At 72.8% G+C, this 26,811-nt stretch carries 25 protein-coding genes; 17 read left to right on the forward strand and 8 right to left on the reverse strand.

Features of this window, described 5'->3' with window-relative positions; all coding sequences use genetic code 11:
* Nucleotides 1-34 precede the first annotated feature (34 nt).
* The gene (locus tag P3T27_RS35680; protein ID WP_280685458.1) at nucleotides 35-1,663 is read left to right on the forward strand and encodes an HtaA domain-containing protein; all 1,629 of its coding nucleotides are present in this window, start codon (nucleotides 35-37) and stop codon (nucleotides 1,661-1,663) included.
* Nucleotides 1,664-1,759: 96 nt separating this feature from the next.
* On the opposite strand, the gene P3T27_RS35685 is transcribed toward P3T27_RS35680, so the two are convergent.
* Nucleotides 1,760-2,428, reverse strand: a complete 669-nt coding sequence (locus tag P3T27_RS35685) for a biliverdin-producing heme oxygenase (RefSeq protein WP_280685459.1) — start codon at nucleotides 2,426-2,428, stop codon at nucleotides 1,760-1,762.
* 208 nt (nucleotides 2,429-2,636) lie between these two features.
* Nucleotides 2,637-3,128, reverse strand: a complete 492-nt coding sequence (locus P3T27_RS35690) for an inorganic diphosphatase (RefSeq protein WP_030244505.1) — start codon at nucleotides 3,126-3,128, stop codon at nucleotides 2,637-2,639.
* Between the two features lie 76 nt (nucleotides 3,129-3,204).
* Between P3T27_RS35690 and dacB the strand changes: the two genes are divergently transcribed.
* From dacB to folE, 6 genes are all read left to right on the forward strand, one after another.
* A complete protein-coding gene (gene dacB, locus P3T27_RS35695) occupies nucleotides 3,205-4,836 on the forward strand; it encodes a D-alanyl-D-alanine carboxypeptidase/D-alanyl-D-alanine-endopeptidase (RefSeq protein ID WP_280685460.1) in 1,632 nt (543 codons plus the stop codon).
* Between the two features lie 277 nt (nucleotides 4,837-5,113).
* Entirely contained in the window at nucleotides 5,114-6,289 is a 1,176-nt protein-coding gene (locus tag P3T27_RS35700; RefSeq protein ID WP_280685461.1) for a zinc-dependent metalloprotease, read from the forward strand.
* Nucleotides 6,290-6,557: 268 nt separating this feature from the next.
* A complete protein-coding gene (gene tilS / locus P3T27_RS35705; RefSeq protein WP_280685462.1) occupies nucleotides 6,558-7,685 on the forward strand; it encodes a tRNA lysidine(34) synthetase TilS in 1,128 nt (375 codons plus the stop codon).
* Between the two features lie 70 nt (nucleotides 7,686-7,755).
* Complete coding sequence (gene hpt, locus P3T27_RS35710) at nucleotides 7,756-8,310, forward strand: hypoxanthine phosphoribosyltransferase (RefSeq protein WP_280685463.1); 555 nt, start codon at nucleotides 7,756-7,758, stop codon at nucleotides 8,308-8,310.
* 227 nt (nucleotides 8,311-8,537) lie between these two features.
* On the forward strand, nucleotides 8,538-10,592 hold the full coding sequence (gene ftsH, locus P3T27_RS35715) for an ATP-dependent zinc metalloprotease FtsH (protein WP_280685464.1): 2,055 nt from the start codon (nucleotides 8,538-8,540) through the stop codon (nucleotides 10,590-10,592).
* Nucleotides 10,593-10,697: 105 nt separating this feature from the next.
* Nucleotides 10,698-11,303, forward strand: coding sequence for a GTP cyclohydrolase I FolE (gene folE / locus P3T27_RS35720; RefSeq protein WP_280685465.1), 606 nt, complete (start codon nucleotides 10,698-10,700; stop codon nucleotides 11,301-11,303).
* Between the two features lie 15 nt (nucleotides 11,304-11,318).
* On the opposite strand, the gene P3T27_RS35725 is transcribed toward folE, so the two are convergent.
* Both P3T27_RS35725 and P3T27_RS35730 read right to left on the reverse strand, forming a co-directional pair.
* Nucleotides 11,319-12,107 carry a ferritin-like domain-containing protein gene (locus P3T27_RS35725; protein ID WP_280685466.1) on the reverse strand — a complete coding sequence of 263 codons (789 nt, stop codon included), beginning with the start codon at nucleotides 12,105-12,107 and terminating at the stop codon, nucleotides 11,319-11,321.
* Nucleotides 12,108-12,236: 129 nt separating this feature from the next.
* A complete protein-coding gene (locus tag P3T27_RS35730) occupies nucleotides 12,237-13,391 on the reverse strand; it encodes an alpha/beta hydrolase-fold protein (protein WP_280685467.1) in 1,155 nt (384 codons plus the stop codon).
* Nucleotides 13,392-13,766: 375 nt separating this feature from the next.
* Between P3T27_RS35730 and P3T27_RS35735 the strand changes: the two genes are divergently transcribed.
* The 7 genes from P3T27_RS35735 (at nucleotide 13,767) to P3T27_RS35765 (ending at nucleotide 20,295) form a co-directional block, all read left to right on the forward strand.
* On the forward strand, nucleotides 13,767-15,605 hold the full coding sequence (locus P3T27_RS35735; protein ID WP_280685468.1) for a phosphatidylglycerol lysyltransferase domain-containing protein: 1,839 nt from the start codon (nucleotides 13,767-13,769) through the stop codon (nucleotides 15,603-15,605).
* 68 nt (nucleotides 15,606-15,673) lie between these two features.
* Entirely contained in the window at nucleotides 15,674-16,561 is an 888-nt protein-coding gene (gene folP, locus P3T27_RS35740; RefSeq protein ID WP_280685469.1) for a dihydropteroate synthase, read from the forward strand.
* Nucleotides 16,558-17,055, forward strand: a complete 498-nt coding sequence (locus tag P3T27_RS35745; RefSeq protein WP_280685470.1) for a nuclear transport factor 2 family protein — start codon at nucleotides 16,558-16,560, stop codon at nucleotides 17,053-17,055. Before folP ends, P3T27_RS35745 begins: the two co-directional genes overlap by 4 nt.
* Before the next feature lie 247 nt (nucleotides 17,056-17,302).
* Nucleotides 17,303-17,662: a dihydroneopterin aldolase gene (gene folB, locus P3T27_RS35750; protein ID WP_280685486.1), complete on the forward strand. Its 360-nt coding sequence runs from the start codon at nucleotides 17,303-17,305 to the stop codon at nucleotides 17,660-17,662.
* Between the two features lie 60 nt (nucleotides 17,663-17,722).
* Complete coding sequence (gene folK, locus P3T27_RS35755; protein ID WP_280685471.1) at nucleotides 17,723-18,322, forward strand: 2-amino-4-hydroxy-6-hydroxymethyldihydropteridine diphosphokinase; 600 nt, start codon at nucleotides 17,723-17,725, stop codon at nucleotides 18,320-18,322.
* Between the two features lie 177 nt (nucleotides 18,323-18,499).
* Complete coding sequence (locus tag P3T27_RS35760) at nucleotides 18,500-18,988, forward strand: DUF3180 domain-containing protein (protein WP_280685472.1); 489 nt, start codon at nucleotides 18,500-18,502, stop codon at nucleotides 18,986-18,988.
* 122 nt (nucleotides 18,989-19,110) lie between these two features.
* Nucleotides 19,111-20,295, forward strand: a complete 1,185-nt coding sequence (locus P3T27_RS35765; RefSeq protein ID WP_280685473.1) for a hypothetical protein — start codon at nucleotides 19,111-19,113, stop codon at nucleotides 20,293-20,295.
* A gap of 112 nt (nucleotides 20,296-20,407) precedes the next feature.
* Here the strand turns inward: P3T27_RS35765 and P3T27_RS35770 are convergent, their stop codons facing one another.
* Both P3T27_RS35770 and P3T27_RS35775 read right to left on the reverse strand, forming a co-directional pair.
* On the reverse strand, nucleotides 20,408-20,983 hold the full coding sequence (locus P3T27_RS35770; RefSeq protein ID WP_280685474.1) for a TerD family protein: 576 nt from the start codon (nucleotides 20,981-20,983) through the stop codon (nucleotides 20,408-20,410).
* Between the two features lie 133 nt (nucleotides 20,984-21,116).
* The gene (locus P3T27_RS35775) at nucleotides 21,117-21,605 is read right to left on the reverse strand and encodes a hypothetical protein (RefSeq protein WP_280685475.1); all 489 of its coding nucleotides are present in this window, start codon (nucleotides 21,603-21,605) and stop codon (nucleotides 21,117-21,119) included.
* Between the two features lie 100 nt (nucleotides 21,606-21,705).
* Here P3T27_RS35775 and arfB point away from each other — a divergent pair, with 100 nt between their 5' ends.
* Nucleotides 21,706-22,137, forward strand: a complete 432-nt coding sequence (gene arfB / locus P3T27_RS35780; protein WP_280685476.1) for an alternative ribosome rescue aminoacyl-tRNA hydrolase ArfB — start codon at nucleotides 21,706-21,708, stop codon at nucleotides 22,135-22,137.
* A gap of 18 nt (nucleotides 22,138-22,155) precedes the next feature.
* Here arfB and P3T27_RS35785 read toward each other — a convergent pair whose 3' ends face one another.
* Complete coding sequence (locus P3T27_RS35785; protein WP_280685477.1) at nucleotides 22,156-22,683, reverse strand: flavin reductase family protein; 528 nt, start codon at nucleotides 22,681-22,683, stop codon at nucleotides 22,156-22,158.
* A 371-nt stretch (nucleotides 22,684-23,054) separates the two neighbouring features.
* Between P3T27_RS35785 and P3T27_RS35790 the strand changes: the two genes are divergently transcribed.
* Nucleotides 23,055-24,848, forward strand: coding sequence for a sensor domain-containing diguanylate cyclase (locus P3T27_RS35790; RefSeq protein WP_280685478.1), 1,794 nt, complete (start codon nucleotides 23,055-23,057; stop codon nucleotides 24,846-24,848).
* 96 nt (nucleotides 24,849-24,944) lie between these two features.
* The gene (locus P3T27_RS35795; RefSeq protein ID WP_280685479.1) at nucleotides 24,945-25,988 is read left to right on the forward strand and encodes a hypothetical protein; all 1,044 of its coding nucleotides are present in this window, start codon (nucleotides 24,945-24,947) and stop codon (nucleotides 25,986-25,988) included.
* Between the two features lie 73 nt (nucleotides 25,989-26,061).
* On the opposite strand, the gene P3T27_RS35800 is transcribed toward P3T27_RS35795, so the two are convergent.
* On the reverse strand, nucleotides 26,062-26,811 hold a 750-nt coding region (locus tag P3T27_RS35800; protein ID WP_280685480.1), incomplete at its 5' end, for an amidohydrolase family protein.

Below are 26,811 nucleotides of genomic sequence, written 5' to 3' on the forward strand. Positions count from 1 at the left end.
CCTCCCCCCGCCCCACCCGAACGGAGTAACCACCATGTCCCGCAACCGCACCCGGCTGGCCGCCCTCGCGGCTGCCACCGTCGGCCTCGGCCTGACCGCCCTCGGCGCCCCCGCGCTGGCGTTCGGCGCGGGCGGCCCCGGCAGCGTCACGTACGACACCGGCGCGCTGGACTGGGGCGTGAAGGCCAGCTTCCGCACCTACATCGGCGGTCCGGCCTCCCAGGGCGGTGCGATCGAACTGACCGGCGGCGCCACCACCAACGCCGACGGCACCTTCCACTTCGGCCTGGCGAACGCCACGTACGACCTCGCCACCCACGCGCTCAGCTCCTCCTTCACCGGCGGGGTCCACTTCACCGCCCACCACGGCGCACTGGACGTCGCGATCAGCGATCTCAAGATCACCACCGCCGGGACGACCGGCACGCTCACCGCCGACACCGCGTCCAAGGAGGCGATGGGTGCCACCGAGATCACCCGGCGGGAGGACGTGCCGCTGGTGACGTTCACCGTCGTGCGGGACACCACCACCGGGGTGCCGGCCGCGGCCAAACTGAGCGAGCAGGGTGCCAAGGCCTTCGCGGGCTTCTATGCGGCCGGGGCGGACATGGACCCGCTGTCGCTGCTGCTGAAGCAGAGCCCGGCGACGCCGTCGCCGACCGCCACGGCCACCTCCTCGCCGTCCGCGACGCAGTCGCCGAGCGGCACCTCCTCGCCGTCCGCGAGCACGACCCCGTCCACGAGCGCGACCCCGTCCACGAGCGCGACCCCGTCCACGAGCGCGACCCCGTCCACGAGCGCCACCCCGCCCGCGAGCGCCACCCCGTCCACGAGCGCCACCCCGCCCGCGACCGGGAGCCCCGCGCCCACCACCGCGCCGGGCCGGCTGCCCGTGGTGAACGGCACCCTCGACTGGACGGTCAAGGAGAGCTTCCGCGCGTACCTGGCCACCCCGATGGCGAGCGGCAAGGTCGAGTTCGGCGGCGGCGCGGCCGACTACCGCTTCGGCGGCGCCACCGGCGGCTACAACACCGCCGACCACTCGCTGACCGCCGCGTTCAACGGCTCGGTGCGCTTCCTCGGCCACCCCGGCAAGGACGGCTGGGCGCTCGACACCACGCTCTCCAAGCTGGGCCTGACGATCGACCAGGGCGGCGCCTTCCTGACCGCCGACGTGAACGGCAAGTCCCCCGACGGCAAGGCGACGTCGCTGAGCGGCGCGCGGATCGCCAAGCTGGAGGTGCCCGCCGCCGCCCTGCAGCCGGTCAACGGCGTGGTGACGCTCTCCGGCGTCCCGGCCACGCTCACCGCCGAGGGCGTCCCGGTGTTCTCCAACTACCCGGCGGGCACGGCCCTGGACCCGGTCAGCGCCACCCTGGCGTTCGACAAGGACGCCAAGCGCCCGGCCGCCCCGTCGGCCGGCGGGTCCGGCACCGGCGCCAACCAGGTGGCCGGAGGCCAGGGTTCGGGCACCGGCACGGTCGGCGGCGCCTCGCTGACGACCGGCAGCGGCCTGAGCGGTACGGGCGGCGCGGGCGGCGTGCTGGCCGCCACCGGCTCGGACACCCCGGTGGTCCCGCTGCTGGCCACCGCGGCCGGTCTGCTGCTGGTCGGCGGCAGCGCCACCGTTCTGGTGCGCAACCGGCGCGGCGCGCGCTCCTGACGCACCCCCGGGGCGCGCGACGGCCCCGGCGAGCAACTGCTCGCCGGGGCCGATCCGTTCGTGCCGCCGATCCCTTGGCGTGACGGGGAGAAACGTTCAGGCACTCAGCGGGTAGCGCGCGTCCAGGTCCCGGAAGACGGCGCCGTTGAGCACGAAGGCCCGCTTGCACTCCTCGACCACCCGGCGGCGCTCGACCTCGTCCATCGCCAGCCCGGCCGCGTCCAGCCGGGCCCGGTACTCACGCTTGAAGGCGGCCGGGTTGTCGACCTCCTCGAAGACGTAGAACCGCACGCCGTCGCCCTTGCGCTCGAAGCCCCAGGTCTTCTCGGCCACCCCGCGGATGATCTGGCCGCCGGACAGGTCGCCCAGGTAGCGGGTGTAGTGGTGCGCGATGTACCCGGCCGGCCACGTCTCGGCCAGTTCCTCCACCCGTGCGACGTACGCGGCGGTGGCCGGCAGCGGCTCCAGCCCGTCCCGCCAGTGCGGCCCGCGCAGGTGCGCCAGGTCGCGCTCGATGGCGGCGGTGCGCAGCAGTGCCCGGTCGATGAAGGGCCCGGCGAGCGGGTGCCGCGCCAGTTGTCCGGCTCGGCTCTCCAGGGCTTGGTAGACGTACCAGAGCTGGCCGGTGAGGTCGGCGTACGCCTCGATTCCGAGCCGTCCACCCAGCAGGTGGCTCATGAACGAGGACTGCTCCGCGGCCTCGTGTTCCTGGCTGCTGGCGGTGCGGAGCGCGGTGGAGAACGGGACGGGCTCGGGCGTGGGCATGTGTGGCCTCCAGGGATCGGATCCGCCCCCGACAGTTATGGTTAGCCTAACCTAATCAGGCGTCATGCCGACAGCCTGTCGGTAAAACGGTCGCACCGGCCCCGGGATACGGCAAAGGCCGGGGCCCGCGGACGAATCCGCGAACCCCGGCCTTCGGCTGCCCCGACCTACCTCGAACTTCCTGGTCGAACGAGATCGGAACGACGGCTCAGTGGCCGCCCTGCTCCGCCAGACGCTTGATCGAAGCGGTGACCTCGGCCTCGGCCTCGGCGCGGCCGACCCAGTTGGCGCCCTCGACGGACTTGCCCGGCTCCAGGTCCTTGTAGACCTCGAAGAAGTGCTGGATCTCCAGGCGGTCGAACTCCGACACGTGGTGGATGTCCCGCAGGTGCTCCCAGCGCGGGTCGGTCGCCGGGACGCACAGCAGCTTGTCGTCGCCGCCGGCCTCGTCGGTCATCTGGAACATGCCGATGGCGCGGCACTTGATGAGGCAACCCGGGAAGGTCGGCTCGTCCAGGATCACCAGCGCGTCCAGCGGGTCGCCGTCCTCGCCGAGCGTGCCCTCGACGTAGCCGTAGTCGGCCGGGTAGCGAGTCGAGGTGAAGAGCATCCGGTCGAGCCGCAGACGGCCGGTCTCGTGGTCGACCTCGTACTTGTTACGAGAGCCCTTCGGGATTTCGATAAGGACGTCGAACTCCAACGGTTCCTCCAAGGTAGGGACTGACAGAATCCAAGTGTCTCCTACGGGAGTGAGTGCTCAGGAAAGGGGCCGGTCGGTGGGAGCAGGGGTCGGGGCGGCGCGCCGCCGCAGGGGGACGACCGCCGGACTGTTCGGGGCGGCGCTGCTGGTCGCCGGAACGGTCCTGACCTCGGGCGGAGCGTACGCACAGCCCTCCCCGAACCCGAGCGGCCACAGCACCGAGCACGGCGAGGGCGACGACCGGGACGGCCGGGACGACCGGAAGGGCGAGCCCGGGAAGGGCGACGGCAAGCCCAAGGCGGGCGACACCGTGACCACCCGCCCGGCCGAACAGCCCGCCGGGCCCGGTACCGCCGCCGGATCCACCCCCACCGCCCCGGGCCCTACGGGCTCCGCCCCCGCCCCGAGCGGCAGCGCCCGCCCGGCCCCCGCCCCCGGCGCCGTCCTGGCCACCGTCGAGGCCGGTGGCGCCGCCGCCGCACCCACCGCCCAGGGCCTCCAGCAGGCGCTCGCGACCATCCTCGCCGACAAGAGCCTCGGCACCGTCACCTTCGCCGTCGCGGACGCCGTCGACGGCCAACTCCTGTACGGCTCCGGCGAGAACACCCCGGCCACGCCCGCCTCCACCACCAAACTGGCCACCTCGATCGCGGCCCTGGCGCTGATCCCCGGCGACACCCGGCTGACCACCCGGGTGGTCCAGGGGGCGGAGCCCGGCACGATCACCCTGGTCGGTGGCGGTGACCCGACGCTCACCGCGCTGCCCGCCGACCAGGTGCAGATCGGCGGGCAGGCCGCCGACGCCGACACCGCCCCCGCCTCGCTCGACGCCCTGGCCCGGCAGACCGCCGCCGCCCTCAAGGCCGCCGGCACCACCACCGTCAAGCTCGACTACGACCTGTCGATGTACGCGGGCAACCCGCAGCACAAGAACCACGACGCGCAGAACATCGCCCTGGTCGTCCCGCTGATGATCGACGAGGGCAAGGTCGACCCCAAGAGCCGCGACGAGGCGCCGGCCCGGGTCGCCGACCCGGCCGGGAGCGCCGCCGAGAGCTTCGCCGCCCTGCTCAGGGCCCAGGGGGTCACCGTCGACGGCAAGGCCAAGCCCGCCGCCGCCCCGGCCGCACCCGGCGCCGCCGTCCTCGGCCGGGTGGACTCGCCGACCGTCGCCCGGCTGGTCGAGCGCCTGCTCACCACCTCCGACAACCAGCTCGCCGAGGCGATGGCCCGCCAAGTCGCCCTCGCCGCCCACCAACCGGCCGGCTTCGAGGGCGCCGCCACCGCCGTCACCCAGGAACTCGCCAAGCTCGGTGTCCCGATGGCCGGCGTGGTCCTCAACGACGGCAGCGGCCTGAACCCGGACAACGCGATACCGCCGGCCGTCCTGGTCCGACTCCTCGCCCTGGCCGCCTCCGACCAGCACCCGACCCTGCGCCCGATCCTCACCGGCCTGCCCATCGCCGGCTTCACCGGCACCCTCGGCAAGCGCTACGGCTCCGGCTCGGGCGCCGCCGACGCGGCCGGCCTGATCCGCGCCAAGACCGGCACCCTCAGAGGCGTCAACACCCTCGCCGGCACCGTCGTCGACGCCGACGGCCGCCTCCTCACCTTCGCCGTCATGACCCGCACCACCGCCCCCGCCGACACCGCCCGCGCCGCCATGGACCGCATCGCCGCCCGCCTCACCACCTGCGGCTGCCACTGACCCACCCGCACCGTCAGCGGGCGTCGGAAAGGATCGGGACCCCGAAGGCCCTGGCGCCGCCGACCTTGCTGCGCTTCCGTTGCACCCCGCCCCACCGGCTGCTTCCTCGCCCTGCCGGCGAGCCTCGCCAGGTGGCCACGACGGCCGCGCGGGCGGCCGGTGCAGGGTGCGGCCCGGGTGGGGGCATCCGCCGGGGGCATGGGGGGTGGACGTGCGGGCTGAGGGTGTTCGGGACGGGTGGCTGCCGTCGGCGGGTGGGAGCACGTACGGTGAGGGCATGACGAGCGCGAGTGGCGGTGCTGGCATGGTCGACTGGAATCTCGCGGTCGCAACCGCGACCAGGTTGGTGCGGCCGGGGCCGGAGGTGAGCCGGGCGGAGGCGGCGGCGGTGGTCGCCGAACTGCGCCGGCACGCGCTGGAGGCCGAGGAGCACGTCCGGGCGTTCACGGGGATGCGGTCGAGCAGTCTGGCGGCGGCCGCCGCGACGCCGGTGCTGGTGGTGGACCGTCCGGGCTGGGTGCGGGCGAACGTGGCCGGCTTCCGTACGGTGGTCCAGCCGCTGGTGGAGAAGCTCCAGGCGCGCCGGGCGAGCAGTCCGACGGCGGGGGTGTTCGGCGCGGTGGGGGAGAAGGCCACCGGGATCGAGGTGGGCGCGCTGCTGGCGTTCCTCGCCGGCAAGGTGCTCGGCCAGTACGAGACCTTCGCCCCGGCGGAGCCTTCGCTGGAGGCCCCGGACAGCCCGGCGGCGCTGTTCGACAAGCCGCGGCTGGGGCCGGAGGGGCCCGGCCCCGGCCGGCTGCTGCTGGTGGCGCCGAACATCGTGCACGTCGAGCGGGAGCTGGACGTCGACCCGTCCGACTTCCGGCTCTGGGTGTGCCTGCACGAGGAGACGCACCGCACGCAGTTCACCGCGGTGCCGTGGCTGCGGGATCACATCCAGTCCGAGGTGCAGGCGTTCCTGGCGGAGACGGACGTGGATCCGGGCGCCCTGCTGGACCGGCTGCGGGACGCGGCGGGCTCGCTCGGCGGCGGGCTGCCGGGTGTCGGGGGCCGGGAGGGCCTGCCCTCGGCGGGGCTGATGGAGATCGTCCAGTCGCCCGCCCAGCGCGAGATCCTGAGCCGGCTGACGGCGGTGATGTCGCTGCTGGAGGGCCACGCGGACGTGGTGATGGACGGGGTCGGCCCGGCGGTGGTGCCGACGGTGGCGGAGATCCGGGAGAAGTTCCAGCAGCGCCGGGACCGCGGCGCGAACCGGCTGGACCTGCTGTTGCGCCGGCTGCTCGGCATGGACGCCAAGCTGCGCCAGTACCAGGACGGCGCGGTGTTCGTGCGCGGGGTGGTGGAGCAGGTCGGCATGGAGGGCTTCAACCGGGTGTGGACCTCCCCGAACACGCTGCCGACCAAGGAGGAGATCCACGACCCGGCCGCCTGGGTCGCCCGCGTCGCCCGCTGACGGCGTCCGGCCGCCGCTGGACGCGCGGTGGTCGGCGGTGGTCAAACCCGCTCGTACGAGTGGTCCAATCGGGCAGACCGACGGTGAAGATACGTTTCTCCATTCACCCGAACGTGGGACGGTGGTCGTACCGGTGGCGCGGGTGGCGTAGCGGGTCGCTGCTTTCTGCCACCATCTGTGAGCGCCCGGTAACAGGGCGCTCATGCGAGGTGCGCGGCCCGGCCGCGCGAACCGCAGTCCTGTCCCCTCCGTCGAGGAGTCGTCCGCCGTGGGCCCTCACCCCGCCGTCGCCGCGATACGTCTGGCCGTTCGCCGCACGCTCACCGACCTCGCCGCCGAGGCCGGTACCACCTTCACCGCGCCCGTGCGCGAGCCCCGCGAGCGCCCGGCCGGGGTGCCGCTGGTGGGTGCCGCCGTCGGCACCACCCTGATCGGCAACGCCGCGCGCCACCCGTCCGGGCTGCCCCGGACCCCGGCCGCCCCCGGCTCGCCGCTGGTGCTGGTCGCCGTCAGCGGCGGCGCCGATTCGATGGCGCTGGCCATCGCCGCCGCCTTCGAGGCCCCCAAGATCGGCCTGCGGGTCGGCGCCGTCACCGTGGACCACGGCCTGCAGCCCGGCTCCGCCGACCGGGCCGCCCAGGTGGCCGAACGACTGCGCTCGCTCGGCCTGGACCCGGTCGAGGCGATCCCGGTGCACGTCGGCCGGTCCGGCGGCCCGGAGGCCGCCGCCCGGGACGCCCGCTACGCGGCCCTGGACGAGGCCGCCGAGCGGCTCGGCGCGGTCGCCGTGCTGCTCGGCCACACCCGGGACGACCAGGCCGAGACGGTGCTGCTGGGCCTGGCCCGCGGCTCCGGCTCCCGCTCGCTGGCCGGGATGCCTGCGCAGAAGGGCCGTTACCGCCGCCCGCTGCTGGAGCTGGACCGGGCCGCCACCCGGCAGGCCTGCTCCGCCCAGGCGATCCCGGTCTGGGACGACCCGCACAACTGTGACCCTGCCTACACCCGCTCCCGGGTCCGGCACGAGGTGCTGCCGGTGCTGGAGAAGCACCTGGGCGGCGGCGTGGTGGAGGCGCTGGCCCGGACCGCCCGGCTGTTCCGGGACGACGCCGACGCCCTCGACCAGTGGGCCTCTTTGGCCGAACGCGACCTCCGGACCGGCGACGGGGCCCTGGACGCCGTGAAACTCGCCGAACTCCCCCCCGCGGTCCGCCGCCGGGTGCTGCGCCGGGCCGCGCTGCGGGCGGGCTGCCCGGCCGGGGACCTGTTCGCGCGGCACCTGGAGACGATCGACCTGCTGGTCACCGGATGGCGCGGTCAGGGGCCGCTGCACCTACCCGGGGGCGTCGAGGCCACCCGCAGGTGTGGCACGCTGGTCTTTCGGCGGCAGGGCGACTGACGGGCGGGCATGTCCCGGGGTAGCCGGCCGCCGGCCACACAGACCCCGAACGTTTGAGGACGTATCCCCGGTGGACCAGAACGACATGGGCGCTGACCTCGCGAAGGTGCTCATCAGCAAGGACGAGATCGACGCCAAGCTCCTGGAGCTGGCCGAGCGCATCGACCGGGACTACGCAGGCAAGGATCTGCTGATCGTCGGCGTCCTCAAGGGGGCCGTGATGGTCATGGCCGACCTGGCCCGTACCCTGCACTCGCAGGTCACCATGGACTGGATGGCGGTGTCCTCCTACGGCATGGGCACCAAGTCCTCCGGGGTCGTCCGCATCCTGAAGGACCTGGACACCGACATCGCCGGCCGGGACGTCCTGATCGTCGAGGACATCATCGACTCCGGTCTGACCCTGTCCTGGCTGCTGGGCAACCTGGGTTCGCGCGGTCCGGCCTCGCTGGAGGTCTGCACCCTGCTGCGCAAGCCGGACGCGGCCAAGGTCGAGATCGACGTGAAGTACGTCGGTTTCGACATTCCGAACGAGTTCGTGGTCGGCTACGGGCTGGACTACGCGGAGAAGCTGCGTAACCTGCCCTTCATCGGGACGCTCGCCCCGCACGTCTACGGGGGCTGAGCGCCCGTTCGGGCTACGGGTGGGAACAGGAGTCGGTTCCCGCCCGTTGGACCGGGGGGACAAAGAACGACAGCCGTGTCGCTGCGCTCCCGCCACGGGCGGGTGCGACTGCGGTACGGTCCATTAAAACCGCTCTTCACATGAGCACCGACCCGATGCGCCGCGGCCCCCCAGCCCCCCGGCGCCGTTGAGTGGCAGGAGGGACGGGGCGGCAACGCCCCGCATGGATGGACGTCAAGCGATACTTCCGTGCGCCGATCATGTGGATCGTGCTGGCCGTCCTCGCTGTCATCGTGCTGATGCAGGTCGTTTCGGATTCGAACGGCTACAAGACGGTGGACACCGGGCAGGTCGTCGCAGCGATCGATGCCAAGCAGGTCAAGTCGGCGCAGATCACCACTGGTGACTCGAACACGATCAAGATCCAGCTGAAGGACGGCGCCACGCTGTCCAACGCCGGGACCGGCAAGCAGCCGTCCGGCAGCAAGTTCCAGGCCTCGTACATCGGCGACCAGGGTGTTGCGATCGCCGACAAGCTCCAGGCCCAGATCAACGACAACGACTCGAGCACGCTCGCCGAGGGCTACACCATCAGCCCCGAGAAGCAGAGCACCTTCGTCAGCCTGCTGCTGTCGATGCTCCCGATCGTCATCATCGTCCTGGTCTTCCTGTTCCTGATGAATCAGATGCAGGGCGGCGGCTCCCGGGTCATGCAGTTCGGCAAGTCCAAGGCCAAGCTGCTCACCAAGGACACCCCGAAGACGACCTTCGCGGACGTCGCGGGTGCCGACGAGGCGGTCGAGGAGCTCCACGAGATCAAGGAGTTCCTGCAGGAGCCGGCCAAGTTCCAGGCCGTCGGCGCCAAGATCCCCAAGGGTGTGCTGCTCTACGGCCCGCCCGGTACCGGCAAGACCCTGCTGGCGCGTGCCGTCGCGGGTGAGGCCGGGGTGCCGTTCTACTCGATCTCCGGCTCGGACTTCGTCGAGATGTTCGTGGGTGTCGGCGCCAGCCGCGTCCGCGACCTCTTCGAGCAGGCCAAGGCGAACGCCCCGGCGATCGTCTTCGTCGACGAGATCGACGCCGTCGGCCGGCACCGCGGTGCGGGTCTGGGCGGCGGCCACGACGAGCGCGAGCAGACCCTCAACCAGCTGCTGGTCGAGATGGACGGCTTCGACGTCAAGGGTGGCGTGATCCTGATCGCGGCCACCAACCGCCCCGACATCCTGGACCCGGCGCTGCTGCGCCCGGGCCGCTTCGACCGCCAGATCGCGGTGGAGCGCCCCGACCTCCAGGGCCGGCTGGACATCCTCAAGGTGCACCAGAAGGGCAAGCCGATCGCGCCCGACGTCGACCTCTCGGCCGTCGCCAAGCGCACCCCCGGCTTCACCGGCGCGGACCTGTCGAACGTCCTCAACGAGGCCGCGCTGCTGACCGCCCGCTCGGACAAGAAGCTGATCGACAACGGCATCCTGGACGAGGCGATCGACCGCGTCGTGGCCGGTCCGCAGAAGCGGACCCGGATCATGTCGGAGAAGGAAAAGAAGATCACCGCGTACCACGAGGGCGGCCACGCCCTGGTGGCGGCGGCGTGCCCCAACAGCGACCCGGTGCACAAGATCACCATCCTGTCCCGCGGCCGGGCCCTCGGCTACACCATGGTGCTGCCGGACGAGGACAAGTACTCCACCACCCGCAACGAGATGCTCGACCAGCTGGCCTACATGCTGGGCGGGCGCGCGGCGGAGGAGCTGGTCTTCCACGACCCGACCACCGGCGCCTCGAACGACATCGAGAAGGCCACCGCCACGGCGCGGGCCATGGTCACCCAGTACGGCATGACCGAGCGCCTCGGTGCGATCAAGTTCGGCTCGGACAACTCGGAGCCGTTCCTGGGCCGTGAGATGGGCCACCAGCGCGACTACTCGGAAGAGGTCGCCGGGCTGGTCGACGAAGAGGTCAAGAAGCTCATCGAGAACGCGCACAACGAGGCCTGGGAGATCCTGGTCGAGAACCGCGACGTGCTCGACAACCTGGTTCTGGAGCTCCTGGAGAAGGAGACCCTGAACAAGGAGCAGATCGCCGAGATCTTCAAGCCGATCGTCAAGCGCCCGGCCCGGCCGGCCTGGACGGGTTCCTCCCGTCGCACGCCGTCCACCCGGCCCCCGGTGCAGTCCCCGAAGGAGCTGGCGCTCACCAACGGCGCCGCCACGGTCGACACCGCCCCGGTGGACATCGTGAAGCTCCCGCCGCTGCCGACCGCGGAGCCGCCCGCGGAGGGCTGAGCCCGCCGCACCGTACGGAATGGATGCCGCGTCACCGGGGTTTGTACCCTGGAGGCGCGGCATCCGTGCTGTACAGCAAAGTCGTCCCAAGTAAGCGAGGCCCGCATGATCGACCCGGTGACGCTCGACGGTCCGCCCGCCGTCGGGACCTTCGACCAGAAGCGGGCCGAGAACGCCATCCGCGAGCTGCTGCTCGCCGTGGGTGAGGACCCGGACCGCGAGGGTCTGCTGGAGACCCCGGCCCGGGTCGCGCGCGCCTACAAGGAGATATTCGCGGGCCTCTGGCAGGAGCCCGAGGACGTCCTCACCACCACCTTCGACCTCGGGCACGACGAGATGGTGCTCGTGAAGGACATCGAGCTGACGTCCGTCTGCGAGCACCACCTGGTGCCGTTCCGCGGGGTGGCGCACGTCGGGTACATCCCGTCCACCAGTGGCAAGATCACCGGCCTGTCCAAGCTGGCCCGGCTGGTCGACGTCTACGCCCGCCGCCCGCAGGTGCAGGAGCGGCTCACCAGCCAGGTGGCCGACGCGCTGATGCGGATCCTGGAGCCGCGCGGGGCGATCGTCGTGATCGAGTGCGAGCACATGTGCATGTCGATGCGCGGCATCCGCAAGCCCGGCGCCAAGACCATCACCTCCTGCGTCCGCGGCCAGCTGCGCGATCCGGCCACCCGGGCCGAGGCGATGAGCCTGATCATCGGCCGCTGACGGCCTTCCGGCCGCTCAGGGCACCTCGTGCCCGGCGTGCGGCGGGGCCGGGGTGCCCAGGGCGTTGCGGTGCTCGGGCATGCGCAGCGTCACCATCCGCCGCCAGCCGAAGGCGCGGTCGTACAGGTAGAGGGCGTGCACCCCGAGGGTGACGACGGCCAGCTTCCAGCGCGGCCAGCGCAGGATCCCCGCCATCCGGGACGTCACCGCGAGGCCGACGTCCCGGTAGGTGCGGATCTCGCCGCGGGCGCTGGTCTCCAGGGCGTGCCGGATGTACGGGCCGTGGCCCTCGGAGGCGAGCCGCAGCAGCTCCTCGTGGCAGTACGCGAGGTGGTCGTCCTCGTCGGCGGAGATCATCCGCATCGCCCGGCCGAGCTCGGGGTGGTCCCCGAAGACCTTGACCAGCTGGCGCATCTGCTCGGCGGCGCGCTGCTCGGTGACCCGGCTGTGCACGAGGTAGGTGATGATCTCGCGCTCGGTCAGCGGGAGGTCGCTGTTCAGCCGCTCGTGCGAGAGGCCGATGCCCTGGCGCTCCAGCAGCATGCAGTAGTCGGCCTCGTCCGGGACGGGCACCTTGGGCAGGCCGCGCTTGTTCAGCAGCCGGGTGAAGATCCGGCCGTGCTTGCGTTCGTCGGCCCCGTGCCGGGCGACCTTGGGGGCCAGGACCGGATCCCGGGTGAGGGCGGTGATCCGCTCGTTCTCCCAGCCGCCCTGGTCCTCGCCGCCGGCGGCGATGCTGCAGAACAGCTGGTACGCCTGGTCGTTCCGGTAGATCTCGTTGAAGAGCGAGCGGGTGCTCAGCACGGCGCCTCCTGCGCGGGTCCGGGGCGGCGCCCGCCGGGGTGGGACGGGCGGGGCGGGACGGGCGGTCGCGATACGTTCCCCCGGGCGGGCGGCCGGTCCGGGGGACCGGCCGGTAGTCACCCGCCTGCGTCAGCCGAGACGCCCGCCGATCCACTCCAGTGAGGACGGCAGTTCGCGGGTCCAGCTGTCGAAGTTGTGGCCGCCGTCGTCCAGGTAGAGCGAGTCGACCTTGAACTGCGGGTTGGCCGCCGCGACCTGCTGGGCGTGGTCGACGAACTGGAGGGTCTGGTCGAAGTCGCCCTCCTTGCGGGAGGAGACCACCAGCAGTGAGAGGGCGGGGGCCGGGAGGTTCTTCAGCCGCCAGTTGAGGTCGCTCTGCTGGGCCAGGGCGTCGTCGTCGCCGAACAGGCTGCCGCCGGTGAACTGGTCCTCCTTGACCTTGTAGTCGCCGTGCAGGCCCACCGCGCTGCTGTAGACGTTCGGGAAGCGCATCGCCAGCCGCAGCGCGCAGCTGCCTCCCGTCGAGTAGCCGAAGACGGACCAGGAGGCGGCCGAGCGGCCGGTCCGGTAGGTGGTGCGGAGCGCCTCGGGCAGGTCCTTGGTGAACCAGGTCTCGGCGCGCGGGCCGTCGGGGACGTCCACGCACTCGGTGTTGCGCGGCGGGGCGACGGTCGGGCGGGTCATGACCACGATGGTCGGCGGCATCTTGCCGGACTTCTGCAGCTCCGCCGCGGTGTGCAGGACGGGCAGTTCCTTCACCAGGTTGAGCGTGGTGCCGGGGAAGCCGGCGATGGAGACCAGGACGGGGAAGCGGATCAGGGCGAACTTGGGGTCGAAGTACTCGGGCGGCAGGTAGACGAACATCTGGTCGGACAGCCCGGTCTCCTTGCCGGTGACCCGGACCGACTCGACCTTGCCGACCTCCTCGGGCGGTCCCTTGGGCAGGTCGGTGATCGTCTCCAGCCCGCCCTCGGTGGTCGGCTGGATCGGTTCGTCCGAGGCCGGGGCGCCGCCCTTGTGGTTCTCGTTGCTGGTCAGCGCGAGCTTGGCGCTGCCCGGGCTGAGCAGGTCGTCCCACGAGGTGTAGAACCCGAAGGAGTTGTTCACCGCCAGTGCCAGCACGGCCACGACCGAGACCTGAGTGACGGTCAGCAGTCCGATGCGGCCGAGGACGGGGAGCGGGCGCTGGCGCGCCAGCCGGGGCCAGAGCCACAGGGTGGTGACGAGGGCCGCAGCCCCGAGTGCGAGCAGCGAGTTCACCAGCGCGTCGCTGGTCAGTTCCATGCCGTCGGCCTTCCGATGGGACACTGTCGGTGCACGCTTCATCGTCTGGCGGTCCGTCAGCTCGGGCCACCGCGGCTAGGCCGTCCGGATACCCGGACCGACCGGGAGGGTGGGGGGAGTCGCAGGCAACCGGCGCCCTAGAATGCGGCGTCCACCGTACGTACGGCGTACCGGAGGGCCCTGTCGCGCCACGTGGTGGCAGGTCCCCGGCTCCCACCCCGGCTCAACCGCAGCGCGCCCACGGCGCCGGATTACCGACCGTTTCCGGATCCTTGGTATGCGCATTGCCTGATGAAGGAATAGGCATGAAGGTCCATCACACGTGCTCCCCCGGAGTGCCCGGGCAGCGCCCCGCAGCCTCTACGCTGAGCTCCCATGAGCGTTCCCGTGTCCGTTGAGCCGAGCCCCGAGCAGCCGCGTCGTCGTCGCGGTCTGCAGACGCTTCGCACCCAGGCGGCGGCCGTGCCGAGGGCCTGGCTACCCGGCGCGGTCGGGTACGCCTGTCTGCTGATCGGGCTGCTCGACATCGCCAGCGCGGTGTTCCCCAAGCTCCGGCACTCCAGGATGCACACCTTCACCGGGCAGCTGCCGGGCGGCACCACCTCGCTGGCCGCGGTCGGGACGATGATGGTCGGCCTGCTGCTGGTGCTGCTGGCGCACGCGCTGCGCCGGCGCAAGCGGCGGGCCTGGCGGGCGGTGTGCGTGCTGCTGCCGGTCGGTGCGGCGCTGCACATCGTGCGCTGGCACCAGGTCGGCCCGGCGGTCGTCTCGCTGGCGGTCTTCGCCGTGATGCTGGTGCACCAGCGCGAGTTCTACGCCAAGGCCGACCCGCGCACCCGTTGGCGGGCACTGGTCAACCTGATCGTGATGGGCGCCGTCAGCGTGCTGCTCGGCCTGCTGATCGTGAGCACCCGGACCAAGTACGAGATCGGCCACCCGGCACTGTCCGAGCGGCTCCAGCACGTCGTGTACGGGCTGTTCGGCTTCGAGGGGCCAATCCGGTACAACAACGTCCGGATGTCCGACCTGGTCGCCTACCTGCTCGGCGGGCTGGGCCTGCTGACCGCCTTCACCACCGCCTACCTGGCGCTGCGCCCGGGCAAGCCGAAGCCGGAGCTGACGGCGGAGGACGAGGAGAAGGTCCGCGCGCTGCTGGCCCGCCACGGCGAGCGCGACTCGCTCGGCTACTTCGCGCTGCGCCGCGACAAGAGCGTGCTGTTCTCGCCCACCGGCAAGGCCGCGATCTCCTACCGGGTGGTCTCCGGCGTGATGCTGGCCTCCGGCGACCCGGTCGGCGACGTCGAGGCCTGGCCGGGCGCGATCAAGGTGTTCATGGCCGAGGCCCGCGAGCACGCCTGGGTGCCGGCCGTGATGGGCTGCAGCGAGGTCGGCGGCGAGGTCTGGACCCGCGAGGCGGGCCTGGACGCGCTGGAGCTGGGCGACGAGGCGATCGTCGACACCGCCACCTTCTCGCTGGCCGGCCGGGCCATGCGCAACGTCCGCCAGATGGTCAAGCGGATCGAGCGCAACGGCTACTCCTGCCAGGTGCGCCGGGTCTCCGACCTCACCGCGGACGAGAAGTACCGGATCGCCGACGCCGCCGCCCGCTGGCGCGGCACCGACACCGAGCGCGGCTTCTCGATGGCCCTCGGGCGCTTCGGCGACCCGCTGGACGACGACTGCGTGGTGGTCACCGCCCACAAGGCCCCGGAGGAGGGCGAGAGCGGCGACGACCTGAAGGCCGTGCTGCACTTCGTGCCCTGGGGGCCGGACGGCATCTCGCTGGAGCTGATGCGCCGCGACCGCGCCGCCGACCCGGGCCTGAACGAGCTGCTGATCGTGGCCGCCCTGCAGGCCGTGCCCGCGATGGGCGTGCGCCGGGTGTCGCTCAACTTCGCGATGTTCCGCTCGGCGCTGGCCCGCGGCGAGCGGATCGGCGCCGGCCCGGTGCTGCGGGCCTGGCGGGGACTGCTGGTGTTCCTCTCGCGCTGGTTCCAGATCGAGTCGCTGTACAAGTTCAACGCCAAGTTCCAGCCCGAGTGGGAGCCGCGCTTCCTGGTCTTCCCGAACACCCGGGACCTGCCGCGGATCGGCTTCGCCGCGATGCAGGCCGAGGCTTTCATCACCCTCGGCATGCCGCGCTTCGGCCGCCGGCGCCAGCGGGAGGGCCTGATGCCCACCCCGGGTGCCCGGGAGGTCACCGAGGCCGCCTGAGGCACCGCCGTCGCGAACGGGGCCCCCGCCGAGCATGCTCGGCGGGGGCCCCGTTCGATAATGAGGGCATGAGCAACTCGCCGTCCTTCTCCCTGCCGGCCGGACTGCCGCGGCTCGACCGCTGCGCCGTGATGGGCGTGGTCAACGTCACGCTCGACTCCTTCTCGGACGGCGGTCTGTGGCACGACCCCGCCAAGGCGATCGCGCACGGGCTCGCCCTGCGCGCCCGCGGCGCGGACCTGGTGGACGTCGGGGGCGAGTCCACCCGGCCCGGTGCGCAGCGGGTGCCCGAGGAGGAGGAGCTGCGCCGGGTGCTGCCGGTGGTGCGCGAACTCGCCGCCGCCGGGATGGTGGTGTCCGTCGACACCATGCGGGCCTCCGTCGCCGAGCAGGCCGTCGAGGCCGGCGCCGCGATCGTCAACGACGTCTCCGGCGGGCTGGCCGACCCGGCGATGGCCCGGGTGGTCGCCGACACCGGCGCGCCGTTCGTGGTGATGCACTGGCGCGGCCAGTCCGCGGACATGGAGCGGCTGGCGGTCTACCGGGACGTGGTGGCGGACGTGGTCGCCGAGCTGACCGTCCGGGTCGACGCGCTGCTGGCGGCCGGGGTCAAGGAGGACCAGCTGATCCTCGACCCGGGGCTCGGCTTCGCCAAGACCGCCGAGCACAACTGGGCGCTGCTCGGCCGCCTGGACGCGCTCACCGCGCTCGGCCGTCCCGTCCTCGTCGCCGCATCGCGCAAGCGGTTCCTGGGTACGCTGCTCGCCGACCCGCAATCCGGGGCGCTGCGCCCGGCCAGGGAGCGCGACGACGCGACCGCCGCGGTGTCGGCGCTGTCGGCCCAGGCCGGCGCCTGGGCGGTGCGGGTGCACGACGTGTCCGGCACGGCGGATGCCGTCCGGGTGGTCGCGGCCTGGCAGCACGCGGCCCGACAAGGGGTGAGGGAGGGTCTGTGACAGGTGACGGCAGGCTGAGCGGCGGGACGGCCGGTCGGGCCCGCGAGGCGGACCTGGAGGCGGTGCTCGCGGCGAACCGGGCGCTCTACCAGGCGCTGGAGGAGGGGGACCTGGAGGCGGTCGAGGACGCCTGGCTGGGCGCCGCGGACGCGGACGACAAGGGCGGCGTGGTGTGCGTGCACCCCGGCTGGCCGGTGTTGCGCGGGCGGGCGCAGGTGACCCGCTCGTACATGCTGATCATGATGAACACGGAGTACATCCAGTTCTTCCTGACCGATGTCGAGGCCGAGGTCCACGGAGATGTGGCCCTTGTCACGTGTACCGAGAACATCCTCTCCGGCGGCGAGGCGGAGGAGGAGGGCGAACTCGGCCCGCTGGTCGGCGGAAAGGTCGTCTCGACCAATCTGTTCCGCCGCACCCCGGCCGGGTGGAAGCTCTGGTCGCACCACGGTTCACCCGTTCTGACCAGCGGCGACGAGGACGACGAGGACTGATCGGGGCCGCCTCGGGGAAATGCCCTCGGGAGGTCGCCCGGGAATTTCCGAGTGGTCACCGAACGTTCACGTCAATCGCCATTCCGGTGCGCGTGGCGACGGTTCGTGCCGGGTAGGACGGTCAGACGTTGTCAGCACCCGCGGGTAGATTCGAAACGGAGTGGCGGGTGTGCTGCCCGCCTTCGCCCTGCCCGTCCATGCCATTCTCCGGGTGGGGCCCGTCCGACTGGGAGCAGTGATTCGTTTGCTGGACCGCATCACCCTGCGGGGTCTGCGTGCCCGGGGGCACCACGGCGTCTTCGAGCGCGAGCGCGTCGAGGGCCAGACCTTCGTGGTCGACCTCGTGCTGTACCTGGACACCCGCCCCGCCGCGGCCGGCGACGACCTCACCCGCACGGCGCACTACGGCATCGTGGCCGAGGAGGTCACCGCGATCATCGCCGGGGAGCCGGTCGACCTGGTCGAGACCCTGGCCCAGCGCATCGCCGACCAGTGCCTCAAGCACGACGCGGTCGAGGAGGTCGAGGTGACGGTGCACAAGCCGGACGCCCCGATCACCGTGCCGTTCGACGACGTGACCGTGACCATCCACCGGGGCCGTGCGTGACCGCCGTCGCGCGCCGCGTTCCAGTCGCAGAGCCCCGTTTGCCTTAGTAGAGGACGTCCGATGAGTACGAGTGACCCGACCGCCTCGCCGACCACGTTCGACCTGGAGAGCCGGGTGGACTCCGCCGACACCACACTGCACAGCCAGCGCTGCGCCGTGATCGCGCTCGGCAGCAACCTGGGCAACCGCCTGGACACCCTCCAGGGCGCCGTCGACGCCCTCGCCGACACCCCCGGGCTCAAGATCAAGGCCGTCTCCGCGGTCTACGAGACCGAGGCCGTCGGCGGGCCCGAGGAACAGCCCAACTACTACAACGCCGTCGTCGTGCTGCGCACCTCGCTGCCCCCGCGCGACCTGCTGGAGCGCGGCAACGCGATCGAGGACGCCTTCGGCCGGGTCCGGACGGTGCACTGGGGTCCGCGGACCCTGGACGTCGACATCCTGGCCTACGAGGGCGTGCTCAGCGACGACCCGCAGCTGCTGCTGCCGCACCCGCGCTCGCACGAGCGGGCCTTCGTGCTCGCCCCCTGGCTGGACGCCCAGCCGGAGGCCGAGGTGCCCGGGCACGGGCAGGTCGGCGAGCTGCTGGAGGCGCTCGGCGGCCCGGGCGCGCAGGGCGTCCGGCGACGGGACGACATCCGGCTGACGCTGCCGGAGTGACCGGCCGCGCCGGGGGCCCGGCCGGGGAACTCGGCCGGGGGGCCCGGCCGTCCGAGTAGGTGTCCGCCGTTCGCGCGGGTGTCCGCCCGGTCGGGCCCGGTACGGTGGCCTGGCGCTGCCGCACCGGGTCACCGGGCGACGGCCGGCTCTGGTAACCCCGGGAAGGACCCCCTCCGAGTGAAGCTGCTTCGCCTCCGCCTGCTGGTCGGCATCACCGCTGTCACCACGGCGCTGTCCTGGGCCGGTGCCAAGCTGTGGGCCTCCCTGGACACGCTGCCGGCCGTGCCGGTCGCGGCCCCGGTGGTGCTGGCGGCGGTGGCGGTGATCCTGCTGGCGACCGCGCTCTCGCTGCGGGCCCGGCTGAAGGCGGTGCGCGAGCGGCAGCCCGGCGCGAAGGGGGTCGACCCGCTGCTGGCGGCCCGGGCGGTGGTGCTGGGACAGGCCAGCGCGCTGGTCTCGGCGGTGGTCACCGGCGTCTACGCGGGTGCGGGGATCTTCCTGCTGGGCGAGCTGGACGTGTCGGCGCGCAAGGACCAGGCCGTCACGGCCGGGCTCGCGGTGCTGGCGGGGGCCGCGGTGATCGCGGCGTCGCTCTGGCTGCAGCACGTGTGCAAGCTGCCGGAGAACCACGACGATCCGGGCGGTCCGGCGCCTTCGCACCGCTGAGCAGGGATTTTTTCGTGATCTTGCGTGAAACGCCGGGCACGCGCGGTAAAACCTGCACCCTGTCAAGGGCGGAAGCGGACCCTGGGCTGACACGGCCCCAATTCGCACGCTAGTTTCTTGGCATGTCTCGCGGACGCCACCGTCATTCCTCCGTCCTCGGCCGGATCTTTCCCCCCACCGCCGCCGGCGTGCTGCTCGTAGCCGCGCTGGCCGCTCTGCTTTTCAGTCAGGACACCATCCTGGTGCGCTCGGTGGGTGTCGCGGCGGTGATCGCGACACTCGGCTTCGCGCTGCTGCTGCGCCAGCGGGACAAGGCGGCCCGGGCGGCCGCCGAGATGGCCGCCGCGCAGCGGCTGCGGGCCGAGGAGCGGTTCGAGGAGCAGCTGGCGGAGGCGGAGTACGCGGCGGAGGTCGCCGAGGAGCGGGCCACCCGGTTCGGGCGGCGGCTCACGGCGGAGAAGTCGCGGCTGGCGAAGGCCGAGACCGAGATCGCCCGGCTGCTGCGGGAGCGGGCCGTGGCGGTGGCCGAGCAGGCGCTCAAGGAGGCCGAGGCGGCCCAGCGGGCGCTCGCCGCGAGCCGTCCCAAGTACCCGGCCAGCCCGGCCGCGTTCGTCCGGGCCGCGGCCGTGCTGCGGCTGCTGGAGCGGCGGGCGGCGGCACAGGAGGAGCAGCGGGAGCGGACGGCGGGCGCGGAGGTCGCGCTGCGGGCGCGTACGGCGCCTGTCGCGCAGGCTCCGGCCCCGGCACCCGCGCCCACCCCGGTGACGCCCGCAGTGCCGGCTCCGGCGGCTCCTGCGGTGCCCACCCCGGAGCAGGCTCCGGTGGCCGAGACCCCGGCGGCCAAGACGCCGGTGCAGCCCGCGCCGGTGCGTCCGGCGCTGACCGCCGCGGTCGGGCAACTCGGCGGGACGCCGTCCGCCCCGGCCGCGACGCCGTCGGCGTCGTCGCCGTCGGTTCCGCCGACGGCGGTGGAGCGGCAGCGGCCGCGTCCGGCGCGCGGGCAGGGCTTCAGCTTCTTCGGCCGCAACGCGGGCGCGGGCGCGGCCGTACGGGCGGTGGCCCCGGCACCGGCGGTGGGCAGCATCGCCGAGCTGGGGGAGCGTACGGACCTGGCGGACGTGGTGGGCGACGAGGCGGTGGCCGCGCAGGCGAAGGCCGAAGCGCAGGAGGCCCGGGCGGCCGCGGCCGACCCGCAGGCGCCGCAGCCGGCGGACGAGACGGCGCCGGGCGCACCCGAGGTGGTGGACCTGACCCCGGAGGACGAGACCGAGCTGATCCAGCTGCCGGAGCTGCGCGCCTCGCGCTGAGCCCCGGGCGGGCGGCTCGCGAAGATCGAGAACGGAAGCGGCGCGGGAAGTCGGTGTGACCGACTTCCCGCGCCGCGGTGTTCCGGGTGTTCCGCCGGGGCCCGGCGGGGCGTCAGAGCTGGACGCCGAAGTCCTGGGCGATGCCGGCCAGGCCGGAGGCGTAGCCCTGGCCGACGGCGCGGAACTTCCACTCGCCGCCGTTGCGGTAGAGCTCACCGAAGATCATCGCGGTCTCGGTCGCGGCGTCCTCGGAGAGGTCGTAGCGGGCGATCTCGGCGCCGCCGGCGGCGTTCACCACGCGGATGTAGGCGTTGCGGACCTGGCCGAAGCTCTGGCCGCGGGCGACGCCGTCGTAGATGGTGACCGGGAAGGTGATCTTGACCGCCTCGGCCGGCAGGCCGGCCAGGTTGACGTTGATCGACTCGTCGTCGCCCGCGCCCTCGCCGGTGCGGTTGTCGCCGGTGTGCACGACGGTGTTGTCCGGGCTGCTGGTGTTGTTGAAGAAGACGAAGTGCCCGTTCGACAGCACCTTGCCGTCCGCGTTCAGGACGATCGCGCTGGCGTCGAGGTCGAATTCGGCGCCGGTCGTGGTCCGGACGTCCCAGCCCAGGCCGACGCTGACCGCGGACAGGCCGGGGGCCTCCTTGGTCAGCGAGACGTTGCCACCCTTGGAGAGGCTCACTGGCATGGCGATTGCAGTCCCTTCGTTCGCTTTTCCCGGGACAACGCAATAGTCCGGTGGGTTGGTTCCGCGAAGTTCGTGAATTCTTCGTGCCTGCCTTTGCCGGTCAATGCCGGGCAAAGGTGGGGCAATACCCGGGTCAGACCCGGGGGAACCGTCCCTGCAGCGACCAGATGTTCGGATTGTCGGCCAGTTCGGGGTGCATATCGAAGAGGTCGGCGAGGGTGTCCTGGAGGAAGTCCCGGGCCTCGCGCCGCAGCTCGCCGTGGCGGACCACGGCGGGCGGCTCGTCCGGGAGCCAGGTCGCGGTGATCTCGACCCAGTTGAAGCGGCGGGCGAACCGCAGCAGCTCGGTGTTCTGGGTGAAGTCGAGGTCGGCGGTCTGCACCCGGGCGGCCCGGCCGCCGTCCGGGTCGCGGTCCAGCTCTTCGACGATGTCGCACAGCGCCCAGGCGAAGTCGAGCACCGGCACCCACCCCCAGGCGGTGGACAGCTCGGCGCCCTCGGCGTCCAGGTAGACGTCGCCGCAGAACAGGTCGTACCGCAGCGCGCGCACCGGGGCGGAGCGGTAGTCCGTCTGCGGGGGGTCGGGGAAGCGGTTGGAGAGGGAGTAGCCGAGCTCGATCACGTACGCCATTGTCCGGGCTGCGGGCAGCGGTGCGGAACCGGGCCGTCGCCCGTCGCGATAACCGGGTGACCGGGCGGGGCGGGCGCGGGATGATGGACGCATGCCCGAGCCCATCCGCGTACGGGGGTCGGTGGTCGTCCCCGACGCCGAGCTCGTCTGGCGCTTCTCGCGTTCCTCCGGCCCCGGTGGCCAGCACGTCAACACCTCCGACAGCAAGGTCGAGCTGCGCTACGACCTGGCGGCGTCCAAGGCGCTGCCCGAAGTGTGGCGCCAGCGCGCGCTGGAGCGGCTGGCCGGGCGGCTGGTGGACGGCCGGGTGCTGGTGATCCACGCCTCGGAGTTCCGCTCGCAGTGGCGCAACCGGGAGGCGGCCGCGGCCCGGCTGTCGGCGCTGCTGACCGAGGCGTGCGCGCCGCCGCCGAAGGCTCGCCGGGCGACCCGGCCGAGCCGGGGGATGGTCGAGCGGCGGCTGTCCAGCAAGCGGCACCGCTCCGAGCTGAAGCAGGGGCGGCAGGCGCCCAAGGGCGAGTAGCCCGCCGTGCGGGGCGGCTCAGCCGAGGGTGCGGTAGCCGCCGCGGAAGTAGAGCAGCGGGCGGCCGGCCGGGTTGGGCACCGTGGCCTCCAGGACGCGGCCGAGCAGCAGGGTGTGGTCGCCCGCCGGTATCCGCTGCTCGGTGCGGCACTCGACGGTGGCGAGCGCGCCGTCGACCAGCGGGGCGCCGGAGCGCGGGCCGCGGCGGTGCGGGGTGTCCGCGAACAGCAGCCGGTCGCTGAGCCGGCCCTTCATGGCGAAGCGGGAGCCGAGTGCCTTCTGCCCCTCGTCGAGCAGCGAGACCGCCCAGGTGTCGGTCCGGGAGAGCACCTCGTCCATCCGGGAGTCCTCGCGGACCGAGATCAGCACCAGCGGCGGTTCCAGCGACACCGAGAGGAAGGACGTGGCCGTCATGCCGGCGTCCTCGCCGTCCTCCGGGTCGTGGACGGTCACGAGGCTCACGCCGGAGGCGAGCTGGGAGAGTGCGGCCCGGAATTCGTCGGGCGTGGCGTGGGGGGCAGCTTCGGGCTGCGGGGACGGGTACACGTACCGCACGGTAGTCGGCGGCCACCGGAATCGGCATCGGGCCGAGGTCGTAGGACCATCGGTGCAGTGGCGGGTTACGGCTGGCGACGGGGCTCACTCTCAGGAGTGAAGCGAGACGTCTGCCGGGCGGCAGTCGACTTCAGCGCGGGGCCGATGCGGTCGACCACGTGAAATGTTCCGATAGCGCTTTATGTCCCGCTATGGGGCGGATGAGCTGATTAAGGGTGCATTAGTGCCGTGTGATTTAAGTCACAAGTGGCAGCCTATTGCTGACCGAGCGTGCCGAACGCTGTGCTCCCTGTGATTCAGTTCTTCTGGCAATCGGACGATAACCAATCAAGAACTATCCGAAGCAGCCGGGGAGCCCCCGCATGGAAGCCGAGTCGGAGCCGTACGTCCGTCTCGCGACCCTCCGCACCTTGCACCGGGTCGTGGCGGACCTCAACGCTGCCCGCAGCCTGGCGGGCACGCTGCAGGCCGTCGTCGAGGGCGCGGTGCACGGGCTCGGCTTCGACGCCGCCGCGGTCAGCCTGGTCCGCCCGGACGGCGACCTCGTGGTGGCGGCCGTCTGGGAGCTGGAGGAGAGCACCATGGGCGGCCCCTCCGTCCTGCTCGGCCAGGTCGGCTCACGCGAATCCTGGGACCGGCTGCTCGGCGTCAGCGACCACTGGGGCACCCTGCGCTTCCTCCCGTACGACCGCGGCTGGGCCGTCGCCAGCGACATCCCGCGCTGGATCGGGGAGGGCCCGCTGCCCGTCTACGCCAACGACTGGCACCCCGCCGACGGCCTGCTCGCCCCGATGTACAGCGCCGGCGGCGACCTGCTCGGCGTCCTCTCGGTGGACCGCCCGCGCAGCGGCAAGCGGCCCGGGGCGTGGACCCGCGAGGCGCTGGAGATGTTCTCGCTGCAGGCCTCCATCGCGATCGGCAACGCCCGGCTGCGGGCCGAGATGCAACGCGCGCTGGCCCGCCTGGAGAAGGAGCAGCAGGCGCTGCGGGCCAGCGAGGAGAGCTTCCGCCAGGCCTTCGAGTACGCGCCCAGCGGGATGGCCATCACCGAACTGCACGGCGCCGGGCGCGGCCAGCTGACCAGGGTCAACGACGCCCTCTGTCGCCTGCTCGGCCGCCCCCGCGCGGTGCTGCGCCAGCAGAGCTTCGTCGACCTCGTCCACCCCGAGGACCGGGCCCTGCTGGAGCGCACCAGCGCCGAGAGCGGCCGGGCGGAACTCCGGCTGTCCCGGCGGGACGGCGGCTACCAGTGGGTGTGCCTGCGCAACTCGATCGTGGCGGACGCGGCCGAGGGCCCGAGCTTCCTGCTCACTCACGTCGAGGACATCGAGGACCGCAAGCGGCACGAGTTCCAGCTCGCCCACCGGGCCAGCCACGACGCGCTCACCGGCCTGCCGAACAGTGCCGAACTGAAGTCCCGGCTGGCCCGCCGGCTCTGCGGCGAGCCGCAGACCGTCGGGGCCGCCGCCGGGCCGGACGAGTCGGCCTACCCGGCGCCGTACGGCTACCCGGCCGACTCCTACAGCGCGCACGCCGCCTACGACCGGCTGGAGGGCGCGGACCGGTACGCCGGGCCGGTGCACGGCTACGGGATGCCCGAGGGCGGCCCGCTGCCCGGCCTCGCCCCGGGCTACGGGGAGCACGTGCACGCGGTGGTCCCGGCCGACCAGGGCCCGGGCGGCGAGGCGTGGTCCGCCCCGTTCCGCTCCGGCGCGGCGGCCGCCCTGGCGGACAAGGGACTCGCGGTGCTCTTCTGCGACCTGGACGGCTTCAAGTCGATCAACGACCGGTTCGGCCACAACGCGGGCGACGCGGTGCTGGTCGAGGTGGCCCGGCGGCTGAGCCAGGCCGTCCGGGACGGCGACACGGTGGCCCGGCTCGGCGGCGACGAGTTCGTCGTGCTGGCCGACGGGATCGGCCGTGAGGAGGCCAAGGACCTGGCCCACCGGTTGCGCAACGCGATCATCCCGCCGATGCGGATCGACGGGAGGGCGATGCGGGTCGGGGTGAGCCTCGGGATCGGCTGGGCGGGCTGCGGGATGAGCATCGAGGAGGTGCTGCACACCGCGGACGAGCGGATGTACGACGAGAAGCGGGCCCGGGGCGGCGCGGTGCGCGGCGCGCGGGGCGAGCGCTCGCACCGGCGGGCCGGCTGAGAGCGCGCCGGGCGGCCCAGGTTACCCACGGGTTGTCAAGGGCTCTTTTCCGGCTGTCGCGTAGGGCAGGTAGGGTTCCCGGGTACGACAGCGTCCATGATCTGCGCCGGCGGCCCGCAGCCCCGCGGCGCGAACCGGATGGGGGAGTTGACCACCGTGACGACCGCCGGCAACAACGGAGTGCCCGAGGGCCAGGGGGGCGGTGCCCCGCAGGACGACGACCCGTTCGGCTACCTCTACCGCCCGGCCGAGGGCTCCGCCGGGCAGTCGGCCGAGCCGCAGCAGGGTGTGCCCCGGACGTCGTACAGCCGCCCGATGGAGGTCGGCCGGGCGCAGTACGGCCAGCAGCCCTACCAGCCGCGGCCGCAGCAGGCCCCCTACGGCCAGCAGGGCGGTCCGCAGCAGGGCTACCCCGGTGGCCAGCCGTACCAGCACCAGCAGCAACAGCAGCCCGAGTACGGCAGCGCGCCCACCCAGCAGACCCGTTACGCCGAGCACTCCCGGCCGCAGCCGGGGGAGGAGCGGCCGAGCGGCGGCCGGAGCAAGGGCGCGGTGATCGGCGCGGTCGCGGTGGTCGCGGCCATCGCGATCGGGGCCGGGATCGCGCTCTCCACGGGCGACCCGGAGACCGACAAGACCGCCAAGGGCGGCGCCCAGACCTCCGCCGCGGTTTCCCCCACCACCTCGGCGTCCGGCAGTTCGTCCCCGACCGCCTCGCCCTCGGCGAGTGCCACCGTCGCGGCCGGCCCGTTGACCGTGGACGCGGGCCAGCTGCAGGCCCAGAACGCGCCGTCCGGCAACGGCATCAAGGGGAGCAAGTCCGCGGACGGCAGTTACCTGACGCTCCAGCCGGGCGGCTCGGTGACCTGGAACGGCGAGATCGCCACGGCCGGGACGTACAAGCTGACCGTGCACTTCAACAACGTCGGCGCGGACCTCAAGGGCGCGGCCTCGGTGAACGGCAAGGACTGGCCGAGCGGGCTGCTGTTCAAGAACTTCGGGTCCAGCAAGGATCCGGCGGCCGCCTGGTACAACACCTGGATACTCCCGCAGTTCCAGGCCGGGCCGAACAGCGTCGTCATCACCGTGCCGTCCGGGTCGATCCTGATCGACCAGATCACCGTCGAGCCGAACGGCTGAGCAGCCGAGCCGGCCCGCACGACGGCCGCCCGTCCCCAGGGGGAAGGGCGGCCGTCGTGCGTTCTGGAGGCCGTCAGCCGGGCTTCACCACGTCGAAGCGCTCGCCGCCGAGGACCCACCGGCCGCGGCGCATGACGGCGACCAGGTCGTGGCTCTCGGAGTCGAGAACGACGAGGTCGGCGTGCTTGCCGGTCTCCAGCGAGCCGATCGAGTCGGCGAGGCCCAGCAGGCGGGCCGGGGTGGTGGACAACGATTCGACGGTCTGGTTCAGGCTCAGGCCGTTGACGGTGAGCGAGCGCTTGAACGCGACGTCCAGGGTGAGGGTGGAGCCGGCGATCGCGCCGCCCTCGACCAGCCGGGCGACGCCGTCCTTGACCTCGACCTGGAGGGGGCCGAGGGGGTAGAGGCCGTCGCCCATGCCGGCGGCGCCCATGGCGTCGGTGATCAGGGCGACCCGGGTGGCGCCGGCGGTGCCGTAGGCGAGGTCGAGGACGGAGGGGTGCAGGTGCACGCCGTCGTTGATGAGTTCGACGGTGACGCGTTCGTCTTCGAGGAGGGCGACGATCGGGCCGGGGGCGCGGTGGGCGATGCCGGGCATGGCGTTGAAGAGGTGGGTGGCGACGGTGGCGCCGGCGTCGATGGCCTGGAGGGTGGTGGCGTAGTCGGAGTCGGTGTGGCCGATGGCGGCGATGACGCCGAGGTCGGCGAGCATGCGGACGGAGTCCAGGCCGCCGGGGAGTTCGGGGGCGAGGGTGACCATCGTGGCGTGGCCGCGGGCGGCGTCGACGAGTTTGCGGACCAGGGCGGGGTCGGGGTCGCGGAG

Source organism: Kitasatospora sp. MAA19 (genome assembly GCF_029894125.1).
In the GTDB taxonomy this organism is placed as follows: domain Bacteria; phylum Actinomycetota; class Actinomycetes; order Streptomycetales; family Streptomycetaceae; genus Kitasatospora.

What these genes read in the sequence shown, in the direction of transcription:
- P3T27_RS35680 (WP_280685458.1), top strand. Translation starts at nt 35, where the DNA reads ATGTCCCGCAACCGCACCCGGCTGGCCGCCCTCGCGGCTGCCACCGTC.
- P3T27_RS35685 (WP_280685459.1), bottom strand. Translation starts at nt 2,428, where the DNA reads ATGCCCACGCCCGAGCCCGTCCCGTTCTCCACCGCGCTCCGCACCGCC.
- P3T27_RS35700 (WP_280685461.1), top strand. Translation starts at nt 5,114, where the DNA reads ATGACGAGCGCGAGTGGCGGTGCTGGCATGGTCGACTGGAATCTCGCG.
- ftsH (WP_280685464.1), top strand. Translation starts at nt 8,538, where the DNA reads ATGGACGTCAAGCGATACTTCCGTGCGCCGATCATGTGGATCGTGCTG.
- folE (WP_280685465.1), top strand. Translation starts at nt 10,698, where the DNA reads ATGATCGACCCGGTGACGCTCGACGGTCCGCCCGCCGTCGGGACCTTC.
- P3T27_RS35730 (WP_280685467.1), bottom strand. Translation starts at nt 13,391, where the DNA reads ATGGAACTGACCAGCGACGCGCTGGTGAACTCGCTGCTCGCACTCGGG.
- P3T27_RS35735 (WP_280685468.1), top strand. Translation starts at nt 13,767, where the DNA reads ATGAGCGTTCCCGTGTCCGTTGAGCCGAGCCCCGAGCAGCCGCGTCGT.
- folP (WP_280685469.1), top strand. Translation starts at nt 15,674, where the DNA reads ATGAGCAACTCGCCGTCCTTCTCCCTGCCGGCCGGACTGCCGCGGCTC.
- folK (WP_280685471.1), top strand. Translation starts at nt 17,723, where the DNA reads ATGAGTACGAGTGACCCGACCGCCTCGCCGACCACGTTCGACCTGGAG.
- P3T27_RS35765 (WP_280685473.1), top strand. Translation starts at nt 19,111, where the DNA reads ATGTCTCGCGGACGCCACCGTCATTCCTCCGTCCTCGGCCGGATCTTT.
- P3T27_RS35770 (WP_280685474.1), bottom strand. Translation starts at nt 20,983, where the DNA reads ATGCCAGTGAGCCTCTCCAAGGGTGGCAACGTCTCGCTGACCAAGGAG.
- arfB (WP_280685476.1), top strand. Translation starts at nt 21,706, where the DNA reads ATGCCCGAGCCCATCCGCGTACGGGGGTCGGTGGTCGTCCCCGACGCC.
- P3T27_RS35790 (WP_280685478.1), top strand. Translation starts at nt 23,055, where the DNA reads ATGGAAGCCGAGTCGGAGCCGTACGTCCGTCTCGCGACCCTCCGCACC.
- P3T27_RS35795 (WP_280685479.1), top strand. Translation starts at nt 24,945, where the DNA reads ATGATCTGCGCCGGCGGCCCGCAGCCCCGCGGCGCGAACCGGATGGGG.